Source organism: Psychroserpens sp. BH13MA-6 (assembly GCF_052983595.1).
Window position 1 is genome coordinate 681283 of record NZ_JBRJGE010000001.1, and the last position, 14618, is coordinate 695900.

Below are 14618 nucleotides of genomic sequence, written 5' to 3' on the forward strand. Positions count from 1 at the left end.
TTCCATACAAATCTTATTTTACAAACTATATCGCAACGATACAATCAAATTTCTTCCTGCAGCAGCTATTCCGGACGAATAGGTTTGATAGCGTTGATCTGTAATATTTTCTAGAGAAGCTATAACGGTTGTTTCCTTTGATAATTGGTATTGCGTTCTCAAATTAAATGTATACCATGAAGGTGCAAAAGGGTTGCCATTGCCATCTAAAGCATAGATAAATGTTTTAGATTGTTCTGAAGGTGCCAATTGATTAAAAGATAATTCAATATTGTATTCTGCAAAGGCATCAATTAACAATTTGTCTGTTTTCCAGATGAAATGTGTATTACCGAAATTTGGCGCGATATGCCTAACTGGCACTTCAATGCCGTTGTCTTCTTCAGTACCACCAATAACATTATATTGAGACATCACTTTCATCTGTTCCGAAACTTTTAATTGAACACCCAATTCAAATCCATAGATCCATGATTTTGAAACATTTTGAATGGCCTGAATATTGCTCAATTCGCCATCATATTCAATCTGCGACTCACCATTTAAAGTAAAATCACTTCTTACGAGGGCATTGTCCAAAAATGTATAATATGTCGCCATATCCATGATAAAAACATCATTAAAATTTAGCAGCAGTCCCAATTCACCACCATAGGCATATTCTGGCTTTAAGTTAGGATTTGGCACAACTACAGAGCCAGGTTCGGAGTCGAAAACTTTTCCGATATCATCAATATTCGGAGCTCTAAAGGCTGTAGAAGCATTTAATTTCCATTGGATCATGTCACTTGGTATCCACCTAATACCAGCGGTTCCTGTTAAGGCACCTGTATTCAGATTGGTACTTTCAAAAGGCAGGTTTAAAAAAGCATTATTTTCGGAAAAATTAGCATTTGCTATAATATGATTGTAGCGCAATCCAGATTGAAATACAAAGGTCTCGTGAGGCTTGTATTTAAAACTGCCGTAGGCGGCCAAAGATTGCCAATTTGATCCTGATGGATATCTCGAAACCGTAGGCGATGTTATACCAGTTTCAATATTGTTCTCTGTTCCTGACGAAGCCACATTGTTATAAACATACTCTAAGCCGTAAAAAAGTTTACTTGTTTTACTTAAGCTTTTTTCCAGATCTAAATTGAAGGAATACGCATCCACTGCCTCTTCCCTTATGTTTCGAATTTGAGATCCAAAATCACGATCCGATCGGCTTTCTTGAAAATTTTGATAAGCCATGGTCGCCTGAATTTTATCGTATAAATTGGACAGACTACTTAACTTTGTTGCTTGAAGATTACCCATGAACCAACGTTGCGGTCCGTAATTCCATTCAGCTGAACGTAAATTTTCTCCTCTATATCTTATAAGTCGATCATATCGCGCATAATCAGAGGTTGTTGAATAGAACAAGCCAACATCAAAACTCAAATCTTCTTGAGGTTCATATCGTGCCTTTTGCATAAAGTTAATTTGATCATAACCCGTAGGCACCTGAACAAGGGGATTATCATTTTGTACAATGGTATCTACACCATCAATTGTTTCTACATACTCTGGCCTTAGGTAATCATCAGGACCATACTTTCCCATTCTTAGGTCATCAAAATCAGTATAACTTACACTACTTAAAAACGCCCAATTCTTCAATCCAAAATTCAAATCTATATGACCTGTTTTCTCTCGATTGGCAGTGGCATATCTTACCGTAGCATTGGCTTTGAAATATAGAGAGTCTCTATAGGATAATTGTGGTTTTTGTGTGTAAAAACTCATCACACCACCAATGGCATCACTCCCATAGACAACGGAACCAGCACCAAGCGTAATTTCAGTATTTTTAATAGCGAAAGGATCTATCGATATCACATTTTGTAAATTACCACCACGAAAAATAGCATTATTCATTCTCACGCCATCTACAGTAATTAATAATCTGTTAGTAGAAAAACCGCGAATCATAGGACTTCCACCACCTAACTGACTTTTTTGAATAAAAACATTACCCGAGCTTTCGAGTAAATCCGCACTAGTTTGTGGGTTTTCAAACTGAATATCCTTAGCACTAATATTAACTATGGTTTGCGGAATATCACGCTTACTTTGCTCAAACTTAGATGCCGAGATCACAATCTGAGTTAAATCTTCTACACTCGCACTCAAGTAAACGGTAAAATCACCTGCAATAATTTCAGATTTTTTTAGTCCTTTTTTAGTGTATAGAATATTCTGAAAATATATGAGTTCATCTTCATTGAACACCTCCAAACTCGCCTCACCATTGATGTTGGTGATTGCTGATTTTGTTTTGTTAGTATTAAAAAGCGTCACACCAGGAATAGGCTGATTTGTGGCTTCATCAAGCACCTTAATTGTTTGTGAGTGACCAATGAATGATAATGATATAATGAAAAATGAAATTAAAAACTTCATAAATTAATTAAAAACTTGATTGAAGATTTGTAATGATTTTGGTTTTTTAAAACTGCCCAAATGTAATTCAAAATACATCAGTAACATATTCAGAAACGATTGTCTTTGTTTTGAATTCAATTTGATATCATTTACTTCATCAAAATTCATGCCCAACAACTGCTTCAAGATGATAAAGTTTTCCCCAGAAACACTATATCTTGAGTCCTTTTTCGTTTCAAATAAGCCGTTACTTAAATTGAAATAAGTAGCTTCCATAAGAGTGGTGTCTGGATAGCATCCTAAATGCTTGGTCAAATTGAGTAAAAAGAGTAAATGGAAATTTGAAAATTCATCTTGCACATCCAGCCATCTGAAGGTCGTTTCCAAATAGTGATACAGTGATGGGTTCTCTTCTTCCTCACGGAGAACGGTAGACAAAACTTCAGACAGAAACATGACGATAGAACTCTTTAAAATATGTGTATGTAGGCTTTCAAAGGCATAGTCTAAACGAACTTCCTTAATTGTCTGAAGTGTCTTTGTTTGCTTGTAATTTTCTTCAATCTGTAGTTGAGATAACAGCTGATAATAAGCCGCTTTAGAGGTGCCTTTTTTACTATTCAGAACCCCTCTCAACATGTAACTTACTACACCTCTATGCTTCGTAAAGCATTTAACAATTAGGTCGTTGTCTTTATATCTTAATTTGGAAAGTACAATGGCCTTAGTCTTTATAAGCATATGAACTATTGTCTAACAATGAGCAATTTTAGCACTTTGGTCTCGAAGGAATCGAGATCAGAAATCAAAAAGAGGTAGACGCCAGAGGCCACTATGTTTCCTCTTAGGTTTTTACCATTCCAAATCCCTGTTCCGCCATCGATAGCAAAATTATAATTAGCTTTTGAAGATCTTTGGTTGATTCTAGATTGCGCTTCGGCAACAAGATTGCCTTCAATATCGGTAATTTTCACATTGACGTTTTCGGTTAAACCTGAAATTTTAATGCCTTTATTGATATTATTTAAATCATCAAAACCTAAAATATTATATTCAGGTCTTACAGGATTGGGATATACATAAACTTCATCCAAAGTCTCCTTAGGTTTTGTGCCTCCCGAAGAAAATGATACAATGCCTTTTGACGTTGCTATATATACTTTACCAGACTGCGGGTCTATGGAAATATCTGAAATTGAATTGGAAGGTAAAGGTGAGTTATCTTTAGTAAATTGGTAAATAGTTTCTTGACCGTCGGGAGAAAAATAGAAGATTCCTGAATCTAAGGTCCCAACCCACTTGTTGTCTGAGCCATCCACTTTAATGTCTGTTATGAATTGATTCGACAATAATTCGGTAGGAATCCCATTCTCTAAAATGACAATCTCATTAACACTAGGATCGGGATCATTTACAAAATTTGAAGTATTATACAACACCCTAAGGCCTTTAATTGTTCCTATCCAGAGTTGGTTACGGCTATCCAACGCAATGGCCTTAGCGTAAGGAGACGGCATATTGTGTTCTTCACTAAAAACATGATTACTTTCTCCTGTTTCTGTATTATAGCCAATCACGCCATTTGAGTAACAGGCAATCCATTTCATCCCACCATTTCCAATCTCGATATCAGAAAATCCTTCCTCCCCAAATAAAGGATCTGCTATAATATTCGATAAACTATAACCTTGCCATTGATTGGATGATGGATCGTAAGACTTCAAGCCTCTGTCTACTTTACTAGTTAAGGTCCACATAATCCCATTTCTGTCAAATTTTGAAGCTGATTGCCTTATACTTATTATATTCGGGTTGCCTTCAACCACCAAGGATTCTAATCCACTATTGGTTTGGTCATAGAGCACTGTGGCTTCCTCATTATTCATTTCCAGAATCCCTTGTTGGAATGAACTAATAAACACTTGTTCCGTATTAAAAGGATTGATAGCGATGTCAACAAGATTCCTCGCGTTTAGTAAGCTATCAAATGGAATATTATTCCAAAGTTCCTCCCTAAAAACACTCACACCCCTTGACCTCAGTGGTGCTGGATTAAATGAAGTGGTGTAATCTCCATAGGTCACCCATAAGGTATTGTCACCTGCTTGAAGTTTAAAGGCACTATTGCTGGATGGTCCTTCTGGTAAAATGACCTCATATTCCTCTGGAAAACCATCTATTATTTTTAAAACACCCGTGGTTCCTGTGCCAATATACAAATCGTTTTCAGAGATTGTGGACGCTGTAAAGTTGGTGTCGTAATTCTCATTGGTTGAGGCCGACTGCAATTGCACAAAGTTTTCGTCATAAACAAAAACTTCCTCTGTTAAAGTAACAACTAATTTACCATCAACAGACCGAATATCTGTTACTAAATCTGCAAAATTAAAAATTAGACTTAAATTATCGTTCACAATTTCAAATAGTCTATTATTAAGTCTCATAACATAAAGCTTACTTCCCACGGTTTGAATAGCTTTAAAGTTACCGAATGATACTGTAGTCCATTGCTGGTAATCTATCAAATTAGGATTTGACAAAGCGGCTTTGCGGATGGCTCCATTAGAACCACATGCTGCGTAAATAGCGTCTTCATAGATTGTAATCTCCTTAACTCCTATTTGACTTCCGCCATCACCGATAAAATAGGTGTCACCAAATTGTAATTGGTTTAAGTCATATACTGAAATCCCAAAATCTGTTGCAATGTAGACAAGCCCAGTATCATCTTCATAAAAATGATTAATAACCTTCAAGACAGGAGAAATAGACTCCTTATCTAATATATCAACTACAGAAAGTAGATCTTGTTCTCCATCAAATACTATTTCAATCAACCCCGTTTCATAACCAACCATTAGCAAGTCAAAAGCCTCACTATACTTAATGGTTGAAATCGTTTCTCCAGACAATCCATCAACAGTAGTAATGGTCTCTATCTCATTGGTCAACAAATCGTAACTAAAAATAGCGTTTTCAGAAGCTGCAAAAATCTTATCGTTGCCTTTACTGATATCTTTTATTTCAGCGTAAGAAAAATACCCTTCCCATAGTGTTGAAAAATCTTGAGAAATACCTTCAAAAGAAATCAGCACAGTTAGGAGGAATAAGTATCTTTTAAACATGGTCATTATTTTTGTCAAATATATTTATAACTAACGACTTTTTCTTGATTATCATATATAGTTAGCAAATAAAAAAGCCCTCAGAATAATTCTGAGAGCTCTCATTTTCTTCAAAAAATAATTATTATACGACGCCTTGAGCAAGCATAGCATCTGCTATTTTAACAAATCCAGCAACGTTTGCGCCTTTTACATAATCAACATAACCGTCTGATCGCTTGCCATACTCAACGCAAGACTCATGGATGTCGTTCATGATTTTATTTAACTTTTCGTCGACCTCTTCTCGCGTCCAACTCAATCGTAACGAGTTTTGACTCATTTCCAATCCTGAAGTCGCCACACCGCCAGCATTTGATGCTTTTCCAGGAGAAAACAACACCTTTGCTTTTTGTAAAGCTTCTATAGCCTCAGGAGTCGTTGGCATATTAGCTCCTTCAGCTACTGCAATAACACCATTGCTAATTAATTGTTGCGCCTCTTCTTCATTTAATTCATTTTGGGTGGCACACGGTAAAGCGATATCACAGTTGACAGACCAAGGTCTTTCTCCTTCATGGTAGGTCGCTGAACTATATTTATCAACATATTCACTAATACGTCCGCGTTTCACATTTTTAAGTTCCATAACGAATGCTAGTTTCTCTTCGTCGATACCATCTTTATCGTAAATATAACCAGACGAATCTGACAGCGTTACCACTTTTGCACCAAGCTGAGTCGCTTTTTCACAAGCATACTGCGCCACGTTACCAGAACCAGAAATAATGACCGTTTTACCCTCAAAAGACTTATCTTGAGTAGCCAGCATATTCTTCGCAAAATATACACAACCATAACCCGTTGCTTCTGGTCTAATTAAAGAACCTCCATAAGAAATTCCTTTTCCAGTCAACACACCTGTAAATTCATTCTGTAATCTTTTATATTGACCAAATAGATAGCCTATTTCACGACCTCCTACACCAATGTCACCAGCAGGCACATCTGTATTTGGACCAATGTGTCTAAACAATTCTGACATAAAGGATTGACAAAAACGCATCACTTCATTATCACTCTTCCCTTTCGGATTAAAGTCTGAACCTCCTTTACCTCCACCCATTGGCAAGGTCGTAAGTGAGTTTTTAAAAACTTGCTCAAACCCTAAAAATTTAAGGATACTAAGGTTAACAGAAGGGTGAAATCTCAATCCTCCTTTATAAGGACCAATAGCAGAATTAAATTCTACTCTAAAACCTCTATTTACTTGGGTATTCCCCTCATCATCAATCCATGGGACTCTAAAAATAATAGTACGCTCAGGTTCTACCATGCGCTCTAAAAGCATTTTACCCTGATATTTAGGATGATCCTCAATAAAAGGAATAACAGTTTCTGCTACCTCATGTACAGCTTGTAAAAACTCAGTCTCGTGACCGTTCTTTTCTTCTACAAGTTTTAAAAAAGCTTCAATTTTATCTTTCATTTATTAAAGTATTAATAATCTTTGTTGATTTTTACACCGCAAAGATACATTATCTTTAAAATGTAAGCGTATTTTTTTTCATATTCTCAATGGTTTCATAGTGAAATTTTCATTTTATGATATATATCTGTTTTTTAATACACTACATTTTTTTATTTGTTTGGTAGTTAAATCGGTTTTTATATATTTGTTAACAAACAAGCCCTCTGTAAAATTAGACCTATGACGCTTAATTTTAAACAATTATCATTTGTCTTAGTTTTTATACTAAACATAAATGTAGGTTATTCTCAACTCGGTTTTTCTCATGAAATAGGCGTTATAGCTGGGCCAGTAGCTTTTCAATCTGATTTTGGAGTTAGAAAAGACCTTGAAACCAATGCTGGTAATACAGGTATTGGTATTGGTATCGTACACTATATCAATTTTGCCTATAGAGCTGATTGTAACTGTTATTCTACGGATACTTTTTTTAATGATCACTTTAAATTACGCAATGAAATTTCTTGGAATAAAACATCTTTGAACCATTTTGGTAAGTGGGTAGATGCCTCGAGAACAAGTGATAATGCTGATCGTTTGCGTGCCCATACAGGCGTTGCACAGAATTTTGACATCGGTACTCAAATTGAGTTCTTTCCTAAAAGTATTCGGTCATTTCAAGCCTTTAGTTATTCATTTGCGCCATTCGTGAGTCTAGGAGTTCATTTTACCTCTTACAACCCTGAGGTAGAGACTACCTATGGAGATGGTAATATTGAAAACATGAATAATTTTTATAGTTTTTGGGCAGATGCAGCCAACCCAAATACCAATGAAGATCCTTTTTTATTTAATGGAAGCGGAACAACTTGGTCTGTTGTAGGCAGTGTTGGTACACGTTATAAGTTAACGGTACTCTCTGATTTGATGTTAGATTTAAGATGGCAATATTTTTTCCATGATGAAGTTGATGGGCTTGACCATAATTTAAGCTCTAACAAGGCGAATGATTGGCTCGTTTGGCTCAACTTTGGCTACATTTATTATTTAGATTAATAACAACACTTTATACCATAAAAAAAGACCAAAATTAATTGGTCTTTTTTTATGGTATATTAGAAGATTGAACTATCCAATAGCTTGTTTTAAGTCGGCAATTAAATCTTCTTCATCCTCAATTCCAACACTCAATCGAATGAGGGAGTCCACCACACCTGTTTTCTCTCTTTCTTCTTTCGGGATACTCGCATGTGTCATACTCGCTGGATGTCCAGCTAATGATTCAACACCACCTAAAGATTCAGCTAATGTAAACACTTTCAGATTTTCGACAATTTTTATGGCCTCTTCATAATTATTTCCTTTGGTCGTGAAAGATACCATACCTCCAAAATCTTTCATTTGTGCTTTTGCAATATCATGATTTGGATGCGTTTCGAATCCTGGCCAATAGACGTTCTCTATTTTTGGATGGTTGGCTAAAAAATGAGCTACTGCCTTGCCATTTTCACAGTGACGTTGCATTCTAATATGTAAGGTTTTAATCCCTCTTAAAGCTAAGAAACTGTCTTGTGGTCCGCAAACAGCACCACTCGCATTTTGAATAAAATATAAACGATCTGCCAGATCTTTGTCCTTGACAATAAGCGCACCCATGACTAAATCACTATGACCTCCTAAATATTTGGTCGCAGAATGCATCACAATATCGGCACCAAGATCCAGTGGTTGCTGTAAATAGGGTGTCGCAAACGTATTATCAACGGCCAACAAAACTTGATGTTTTTTAGCTATTTCTGAAGTAGCCTTAATATCTATGACATTCATCATTGGGTTGGTTGGTGTTTCCACCCAAATCAATTTCGTCTTATCATTAATATAGTTTTCAATATTTGAAGCGTTCTCCATCCCAATAAAATGAAACTTTATTCCAAATTTTTTAAAGATACTACTAAACAATCTGTAGGTCCCACCGTACAAATCATTTGTAGAAACGACCTCATCACCTGGTTCTAATAATTTAATAACAGCATCGATGGCAGCTAGTCCAGAACCAAAAGCAAGACCATAATTACCATTTTCAATACTCGCTAGTGAATTTTCTAAAGCACTTCGCGTAGGATTACCACTTCTAGAGTATTCAAAGCCTTTATGACCTCCTGGTGTAGACTGTGCATATGTTGATGTTTGATAAATCGGTGGCATCACACTTCCATAAGCCGGATCATGCTGTTGTCCGCCGTGTATTGTTTTTGTATTAAATTTCATAAAATAATTGCATTGTTTTGAAAGTCCTTAAGCTCATACTCTGGCTTAAATCATTTCGGTTTTTAGTAGTGAACAACAAATTTAAGGTTTAATTCGTTCTATTCAAATCTATATAATACCTTTATTGAATGTTTAACAAAATCTATGGTGATTTGAAAAAAGCGACGCTATTATTTTCTTTTCTAATCTTGGTTGTTTCTTGCAATAAGGAGGTTTCTATTCAATTTTCCGAAGAAAACAAAGAAAGTTCAGAACCAGCTATTATAGCTATAAATTATCCAAAAGCTGAAGGCACGAAGGAGGTTGCCCAGCGTATCAATAATGCCGTAGAAGGCTATATTGTCAACCAAACTAATTTACAAGCCGATTCCTTATCACACATATCCATTGATGAGGCCATTAAGAGGTTTCATAATAGTTATAAAACCTTCAATTCCGACTTTCCTGAAACCTCCTTACCTTGGGAAGCTCTTATTGATGGCGAAGTCACTTATCGTTCCGCAGACGTCATTTCCATTGCCATTAATTCTTATCTCAATACAGGTGGCGCTCATGGAAACACCCATGTTAAGTTTTTAAACTTCAACCCTCAAACTGGCAAACAATATTCAAAAAATGACCTCATAGACGACCTTGATGGTCTCTCAAAAATCATAGAGGAACACTTAAAGAAAGAGATGATTTCTAGGACTGACAATCAGCCAATGGAAGACGCTTTCTTCGGAAAGGATTTTCAACTTCCAGAGTCGTTAGGTTTCAGTGATGAAGGATTAATAATTCTCTACAATCCTTATGAAATTGCCTCCTATGCACAAGGCATAATTGAGTTTACCGTTCCTTTTGAAGCGGTTGGTCAGTTTTTAAACATTTACTAATCTGCTTCCCTTGAAAGGCGCTTGATAATAGGTTCTACAGTTAAACCTTGACCAATAATGGAAAAAACGACAATAATATAAGTAATCAATAAAAATAATTCTCGATGCATTTCGGGTGTAAGACTTAGCGCGAGTGCAATAGATATGCCACCTCTTAATCCTCCCCAAGTCATAATAACATTGGTATGCTTGACAAATTGTAATTTCTTGTCAAAGAATTTAATAGGCAACCACAACGAGACAAATCGACTTAAAAGCACTAATGGCACCGCAATTAATCCGGCCAATACATATTCAAAATCGAAGGTCAGTACAAGCATTTCCATACCAATCATTACAAACAGAACAGTATTGAGTAATACATCTATGAGTTCCCAAAATTTATCTACATAGGTCTCAGTGATTTGAGACATAGCCGATTGTCTTACCGTATCATTACCTACTATTAAGCCAGCAGTCACCATGGCCAATGGCGCTGATAAATGCCAGTGATGCGCTAGTAAACTTCCTCCCATAACTGTAGCCAAGGTAATAATGACCTCCACTTCATAATCGTCAATAGACTTGAGTAATTTATAAGTCACGTATCCCAATACCAATCCCAAAGCGATACCTCCAATCACTTCCTGACCAAATAATGTCGCAATTTCATCAAATTCGATGGCAGCTTCGGGCTTGGCAGCTATGGCAAAAATGGTTAAAAACACAACAACGCCCACGCCATCATTGAATAATGATTCTCCAACAATCTTAGTTTCTAGTTTTTTGGGTGCACCAGCTTGCTTTAAAATACCGAGTACTGCAATAGGATCGGTAGGTGAAATAAGTGCTCCAAAAAGCAAACAATAAATAAAATGGACTTCTAAACCGATGATTTGAAGCAAATAATACATGAGTATCCCAACCAAAAATGTGGACACCAAAACACCCAAAGTTGCAAATACCATTACAGGCCACCGCTGCACTTTTAATTGATTGAAGTTCGTATGAAGTGCTCCTGCGAACAGGAGAAAACTCAACATAATATCAAGAAGTACCGTTTTAAAATCAATTTGAGATATGAATGCTTTTTCCCTCAGTAATAAAGTATTATCAAATTGACCAATGGCAACAACCACCACCGTAAATATGATGGTAATTAGCATTAAACCTATGGTGATAGGTAGTTTTAGGAACCGTACATTGATATAGCCGAAAAGTGCTGATAAAACAATAAGAATGGATGCAATAGCATAATATTCCATAAATCTAGAGTGATTTTTTAAGCGCAAGAATGTAACCTAAATGAATGCCTTCATGAAAGTTATTAAATTCAATAGCTTCCAATACATTGGTAAGGGTGTTTTTAGTGGTTACCGTATATTCATGATAGGTTTTAAAAATGTCATTTTCATAATCTTCCTTCGTTTTCTCAACCGTTGAAAACAGCAAACCTTTAATCTCATCCACTTCAGCTTGTGTCAAATCACGCTCGGGTTTTGTCCCTTTTTTAAACATCTCAATCATGTCCTCACTAATGATGGGAGGCACACCAGATAATTTATAAATTAAAGATTGTTGAACGGCAATAACATGCGCAATATTCCAAATGATATTGTTGTTGAATCCTTTAGGAATTCTATTCAACTCTTCTAAGGAATATCCCTCAATAAAAGACTTCAATACGGCTCTATTTTTTAATGTGATGTCAAATGCCCAATTCATATGCGTAAATTTTTTCTAAAAGTAATTAATTTTACTTTTAAATCCGTTTTCTTTGTATGGTCAAATCAAAACACCTGTTCTTTAGAATAGAATTTCACTAACAGCTATGAGAAAAATATACTACCTTAAAACCTGTAATACTTGTATGAGAATCATTAAATCCTTGGATTTACCAAATGATGTCAGCTTTCAGGATATTAAGGAAGAAGAAATGACCGTAAAGCAATTGGAGTCTCTAAAAGAACTTTCAGGTAGTTACGAAGCATTATTCAGTAGAAGAGCGAAACTTTACAAAGAAATGGGATTAAAGGACCAAGCCTTATCAGAGGCAGATTACAAACATTACATTTTGGACCATTATACGTTTTTAAAGCGTCCAGTTCTCGTTTACGATAATCATATTTTCATTGGTAATAGCGCCAAAACTGTAGAGGCAGCAAAAGCCTTTATCCACAACAATGAATAGCCGTGTTTTTGCTATAATCGCACTCTTTATGGTGCAACTGTTGTACGGCCTCAATTACACATTCGCGAAAAATGTGATGAATGAAAACTTCATCAAACCGTTTGGTTTTGTTTTCTTAAGAGTTGCTGGAGCCACAGTGCTATTTTGGTTAATAGGTGCGTTCTATAAAAGTGAACCCATCGAAAAGAAGGACTACCTTACCATTTTTTTTGCCGCTGTGTTTGGTGTTTGTGTGAACATGCTATTATTTCTAAAAGGTCTGGAATTTACGACTCCTATTCATGCCTCGGTTATTATGACCATCATTCCAATCATCATCTTAATACTCTCCACTTTCTTTCTGGATGAAAAATTGACCAAACTTAAATTATTTGGTGTATTCTTGGGCTTTTGTGGTGGTTTACTATTAACGGCCTTAGGAACATCTGATCGCGTAGGAGATAATGTCACTCTTGGCAATTTATTGATTTTCATCAATGTCATTTCATACAGTATTTACGTCATTATTGTAAAACGACTAACTGCTAAATACCATCCATTTACCTTCATTAAATGGTTGTTTCTATTTGGTTTAATTTTAGTCATTCCTTTCGGCTATAGCGAATCAATGGAGGTCCAATGGGATACCTTCTCACCTTACATTTGGTTTTCAGTAGGTTTCGTAATTATAGGGGCTACGTTTGGAACCTATTTTTTAAATCCTTTGGCCCTAAAATCATTAAAAGCCTCAACCGTAGGTGTCTTCATTTATCTGCAACCTGTAATTGCCGGACTCTTTGCCTTGATCATGGGTGTAGACTCTATTGATGCAGTAAAAATTGCAGCCATGTGTTTGATCTTTTCAGGCGTATATTTAGTGACTAAAAAACCGAAAGTATCAACTTAAATCTTTTGGTTTTTTACCCGATTGACGCATATCAGATTTGGTCAAAATTTTAAAGTTTTCAGCTTTTGGAAATGTTTTCAATGACTTCTGAAGCACTTCAGACAAAGGTGTCAAGCTTCTTGTTTTTAAATCGATCCAACCTCCAGAAATATCACAGGTAGCCAAATGTTGGCCCTTTTCATTGTAAAAATTATGCTCAAACCTGAAAAACATGCCATCTTCACTCAAACCTGAAACCGCCAAGGTCACTGTTAAGGTTTGCCCTAAAAACGACTCTTTAAAATAATAAATCTGCTCAGAAAAAACCACTGGACCAATACCGTGTTCAATAAGCTGTTTCATAGAAAAGCCATGTTGGTTTAAAAAGCCAACACGTGTATGACTCATAAAATTGATGTAAGCCGAATTTGCCAAATGGCTGTTGGCATCGACATCACTCCAACGTATTTCAAAATCCTTTTGATACATATTTTCACTTTAAGTTGGCAAAGATATTGATTTTGGATAATCTACATTCATCATTTATTACTTTATGATTTTCGTTACCTTTGTTCAACTTTTAAAATGTGTTCATGATACAGTCAATGACAGGTTATGGGAAATCCGTAATTCAACTTCCAACCAAAAAAATTTCAATTGAGATCAAATCACTCAATAGTAAAAACCTCGATCTTAATACACGCATGCCTTCGTTATATCGCGAAAAAGAGCTTGAGATTCGAAAACTTATTGCTTCCAAATTGGTTAGAGGAAAAGTAGATTTCTCGTTGTATATGGAAATTACGGGAGAAGAAACCTCTACCCAAATCAACAAGACTGTGGTGATGCAGTATATGAAACAGCTTAAAGAAGTTGCAAACGGTGAGGATACAGAGTTATTAAAAATGGCGATTAGATTACCCGATGCCGTAACCACAGAACGCGATGATATTGATGAAGATGAATGGAAAGCAATCGCCAAAACTATTGATGATAGTTTAACGAAAATACAGCAGTATCGTCTTGATGAAGGTCAAAGTTTGGAAACAGACTTTCAAAACCGCGTGCATAATATCGCAACACTTCTAGATCAAGTGATCGCTATGGATCCTGAACGCATTGATGGTGTTAGGGAACGATTAACAAAAGGCATAGCAGACATCAAAGAAAAAGTAGATGAAAATCGCTTTGAGCAGGAATTGGTGTATTACATTGAAAAGTTTGACATTACGGAAGAAAAAGTACGATTGAAAAACCATTTGGACTATTTTTTAAAAGCCTTAGAATCTGAAGATTCCAACGGGAAAAAGCTCGGCTTTATTTCTCAAGAAATGGGACGTGAAATTAATACCATCGGCTCCAAGTCTAATTATGCGCCTATGCAGAAACTAGTCGTCCAAATGAAAGATGAGCTCGAAAAAATTAAGGAACAATTATTGAATGTGCTTTAATA

13 protein-coding genes are annotated in these 14618 nt (G+C 35.9%); 5 read left to right on the top strand and 8 right to left on the bottom strand.

What is annotated here, in order from left to right:
- Positions 1–18 precede the first annotated feature (18 nt).
- The 4 genes from ACU8DI_RS02975 to gdhA all read right to left on the bottom strand — a co-directional run bounded on the left by ACU8DI_RS02975 (position 19) and on the right by gdhA (position 7005).
- Positions 19–2430, bottom strand: coding sequence for a TonB-dependent receptor (locus ACU8DI_RS02975; RefSeq protein ID WP_447111247.1), 2412 nt, complete (start codon positions 2428–2430; stop codon positions 19–21).
- Positions 2431–2433: 3 nt separating this feature from the next.
- Positions 2434–3153 (bottom strand): DNA repair protein RecO, encoded by a 720-nt coding sequence (recO, locus tag ACU8DI_RS02980; RefSeq protein WP_447111248.1) that lies wholly within the window; start codon positions 3151–3153, stop codon positions 2434–2436.
- A gap of 5 nt (positions 3154–3158) precedes the next feature.
- Positions 3159–5537, bottom strand: a complete 2379-nt coding sequence (gene porZ, locus ACU8DI_RS02985; protein ID WP_447111249.1) for a type IX secretion system anionic LPS delivery protein PorZ — start codon at positions 5535–5537, stop codon at positions 3159–3161.
- Between the two features lie 124 nt (positions 5538–5661).
- Positions 5662–7005: an NADP-specific glutamate dehydrogenase gene (gene gdhA, locus ACU8DI_RS02990; protein WP_447111250.1), complete on the bottom strand. Its 1344-nt coding sequence runs from the start codon at positions 7003–7005 to the stop codon at positions 5662–5664.
- 222 nt (positions 7006–7227) lie between these two features.
- On the opposite strand from gdhA, the gene ACU8DI_RS02995 reads away from it, so the two are divergent.
- Positions 7228–8043, top strand: coding sequence for a THC0290_0291 family protein (locus tag ACU8DI_RS02995; RefSeq protein WP_447111251.1), 816 nt, complete (start codon positions 7228–7230; stop codon positions 8041–8043).
- 72 nt (positions 8044–8115) lie between these two features.
- Here the strand turns inward: ACU8DI_RS02995 and ACU8DI_RS03000 are convergent, their stop codons facing one another.
- Complete coding sequence (locus ACU8DI_RS03000) at positions 8116–9255, bottom strand: cystathionine gamma-synthase (RefSeq protein ID WP_447111252.1); 1140 nt, start codon at positions 9253–9255, stop codon at positions 8116–8118.
- A gap of 128 nt (positions 9256–9383) precedes the next feature.
- Here ACU8DI_RS03000 and ACU8DI_RS03005 point away from each other — a divergent pair, with 128 nt between their 5' ends.
- The gene (locus tag ACU8DI_RS03005) at positions 9384–10130 is read left to right on the top strand and encodes a DUF3298 and DUF4163 domain-containing protein (protein ID WP_447111253.1); all 747 of its coding nucleotides are present in this window, start codon (positions 9384–9386) and stop codon (positions 10128–10130) included.
- On the opposite strand, the gene ACU8DI_RS03010 is transcribed toward ACU8DI_RS03005, so the two are convergent.
- Entirely contained in the window at positions 10127–11374 is a 1248-nt protein-coding gene (locus ACU8DI_RS03010) for a cation:proton antiporter (RefSeq protein WP_447111254.1), read from the bottom strand. The two genes, ACU8DI_RS03005 and ACU8DI_RS03010, sit on opposite strands and share 4 nt — an antisense overlap.
- 4 nt (positions 11375–11378) lie before the next feature.
- Positions 11379–11834, bottom strand: coding sequence for a DinB family protein (locus ACU8DI_RS03015; RefSeq protein WP_447111255.1), 456 nt, complete (start codon positions 11832–11834; stop codon positions 11379–11381).
- A 106-nt stretch (positions 11835–11940) separates the two neighbouring features.
- Here ACU8DI_RS03015 and ACU8DI_RS03020 point away from each other — a divergent pair, with 106 nt between their 5' ends.
- Both ACU8DI_RS03020 and ACU8DI_RS03025 read left to right on the top strand, forming a co-directional pair.
- Entirely contained in the window at positions 11941–12300 is a 360-nt protein-coding gene (locus tag ACU8DI_RS03020; RefSeq protein WP_447111256.1) for an arsenate reductase family protein, read from the top strand.
- The gene (locus ACU8DI_RS03025; RefSeq protein WP_447111257.1) at positions 12293–13186 is read left to right on the top strand and encodes a DMT family transporter; all 894 of its coding nucleotides are present in this window, start codon (positions 12293–12295) and stop codon (positions 13184–13186) included. The genes ACU8DI_RS03020 and ACU8DI_RS03025 overlap by 8 nt, the downstream gene beginning before the upstream one ends.
- Here the strand turns inward: ACU8DI_RS03025 and ACU8DI_RS03030 are convergent.
- Positions 13178–13654, bottom strand: coding sequence for an acyl-CoA thioesterase (locus tag ACU8DI_RS03030; protein WP_447111258.1), 477 nt, complete (start codon positions 13652–13654; stop codon positions 13178–13180). The two genes, ACU8DI_RS03025 and ACU8DI_RS03030, sit on opposite strands and share 9 nt — an antisense overlap.
- Positions 13655–13758: 104 nt before the next feature.
- Between ACU8DI_RS03030 and ACU8DI_RS03035 the strand changes: the two genes are divergently transcribed.
- Complete coding sequence (locus ACU8DI_RS03035; RefSeq protein WP_447111259.1) at positions 13759–14616, top strand: YicC/YloC family endoribonuclease; 858 nt, start codon at positions 13759–13761, stop codon at positions 14614–14616.
- Positions 14617–14618 lie beyond the last annotated feature (2 nt).

Coding starts and splice junctions, on each gene's coding strand:
- ACU8DI_RS02975 (WP_447111247.1), bottom strand. CDS start 2,430: ATGAAGTTTTTAATTTCATTTTTCATTATATCATTATCATTCATTGGT.
- recO (WP_447111248.1), bottom strand. CDS start 3,153: ATGCTTATAAAGACTAAGGCCATTGTACTTTCCAAATTAAGATATAAA.
- porZ (WP_447111249.1), bottom strand. CDS start 5,537: ATGTTTAAAAGATACTTATTCCTCCTAACTGTGCTGATTTCTTTTGAA.
- gdhA (WP_447111250.1), bottom strand. CDS start 7,005: ATGAAAGATAAAATTGAAGCTTTTTTAAAACTTGTAGAAGAAAAGAAC.
- ACU8DI_RS02995 (WP_447111251.1), top strand. CDS start 7,228: ATGACGCTTAATTTTAAACAATTATCATTTGTCTTAGTTTTTATACTA.
- ACU8DI_RS03000 (WP_447111252.1), bottom strand. CDS start 9,255: ATGAAATTTAATACAAAAACAATACACGGCGGACAACAGCATGATCCG.
- ACU8DI_RS03005 (WP_447111253.1), top strand. CDS start 9,384: ATGTTTAACAAAATCTATGGTGATTTGAAAAAAGCGACGCTATTATTT.
- ACU8DI_RS03010 (WP_447111254.1), bottom strand. CDS start 11,374: ATGGAATATTATGCTATTGCATCCATTCTTATTGTTTTATCAGCACTT.
- ACU8DI_RS03015 (WP_447111255.1), bottom strand. CDS start 11,834: ATGAATTGGGCATTTGACATCACATTAAAAAATAGAGCCGTATTGAAG.
- ACU8DI_RS03020 (WP_447111256.1), top strand. CDS start 11,941: ATGAGAAAAATATACTACCTTAAAACCTGTAATACTTGTATGAGAATC.
- ACU8DI_RS03025 (WP_447111257.1), top strand. CDS start 12,293: ATGAATAGCCGTGTTTTTGCTATAATCGCACTCTTTATGGTGCAACTG.
- ACU8DI_RS03030 (WP_447111258.1), bottom strand. CDS start 13,654: ATGTATCAAAAGGATTTTGAAATACGTTGGAGTGATGTCGATGCCAAC.
- ACU8DI_RS03035 (WP_447111259.1), top strand. CDS start 13,759: ATGATACAGTCAATGACAGGTTATGGGAAATCCGTAATTCAACTTCCA.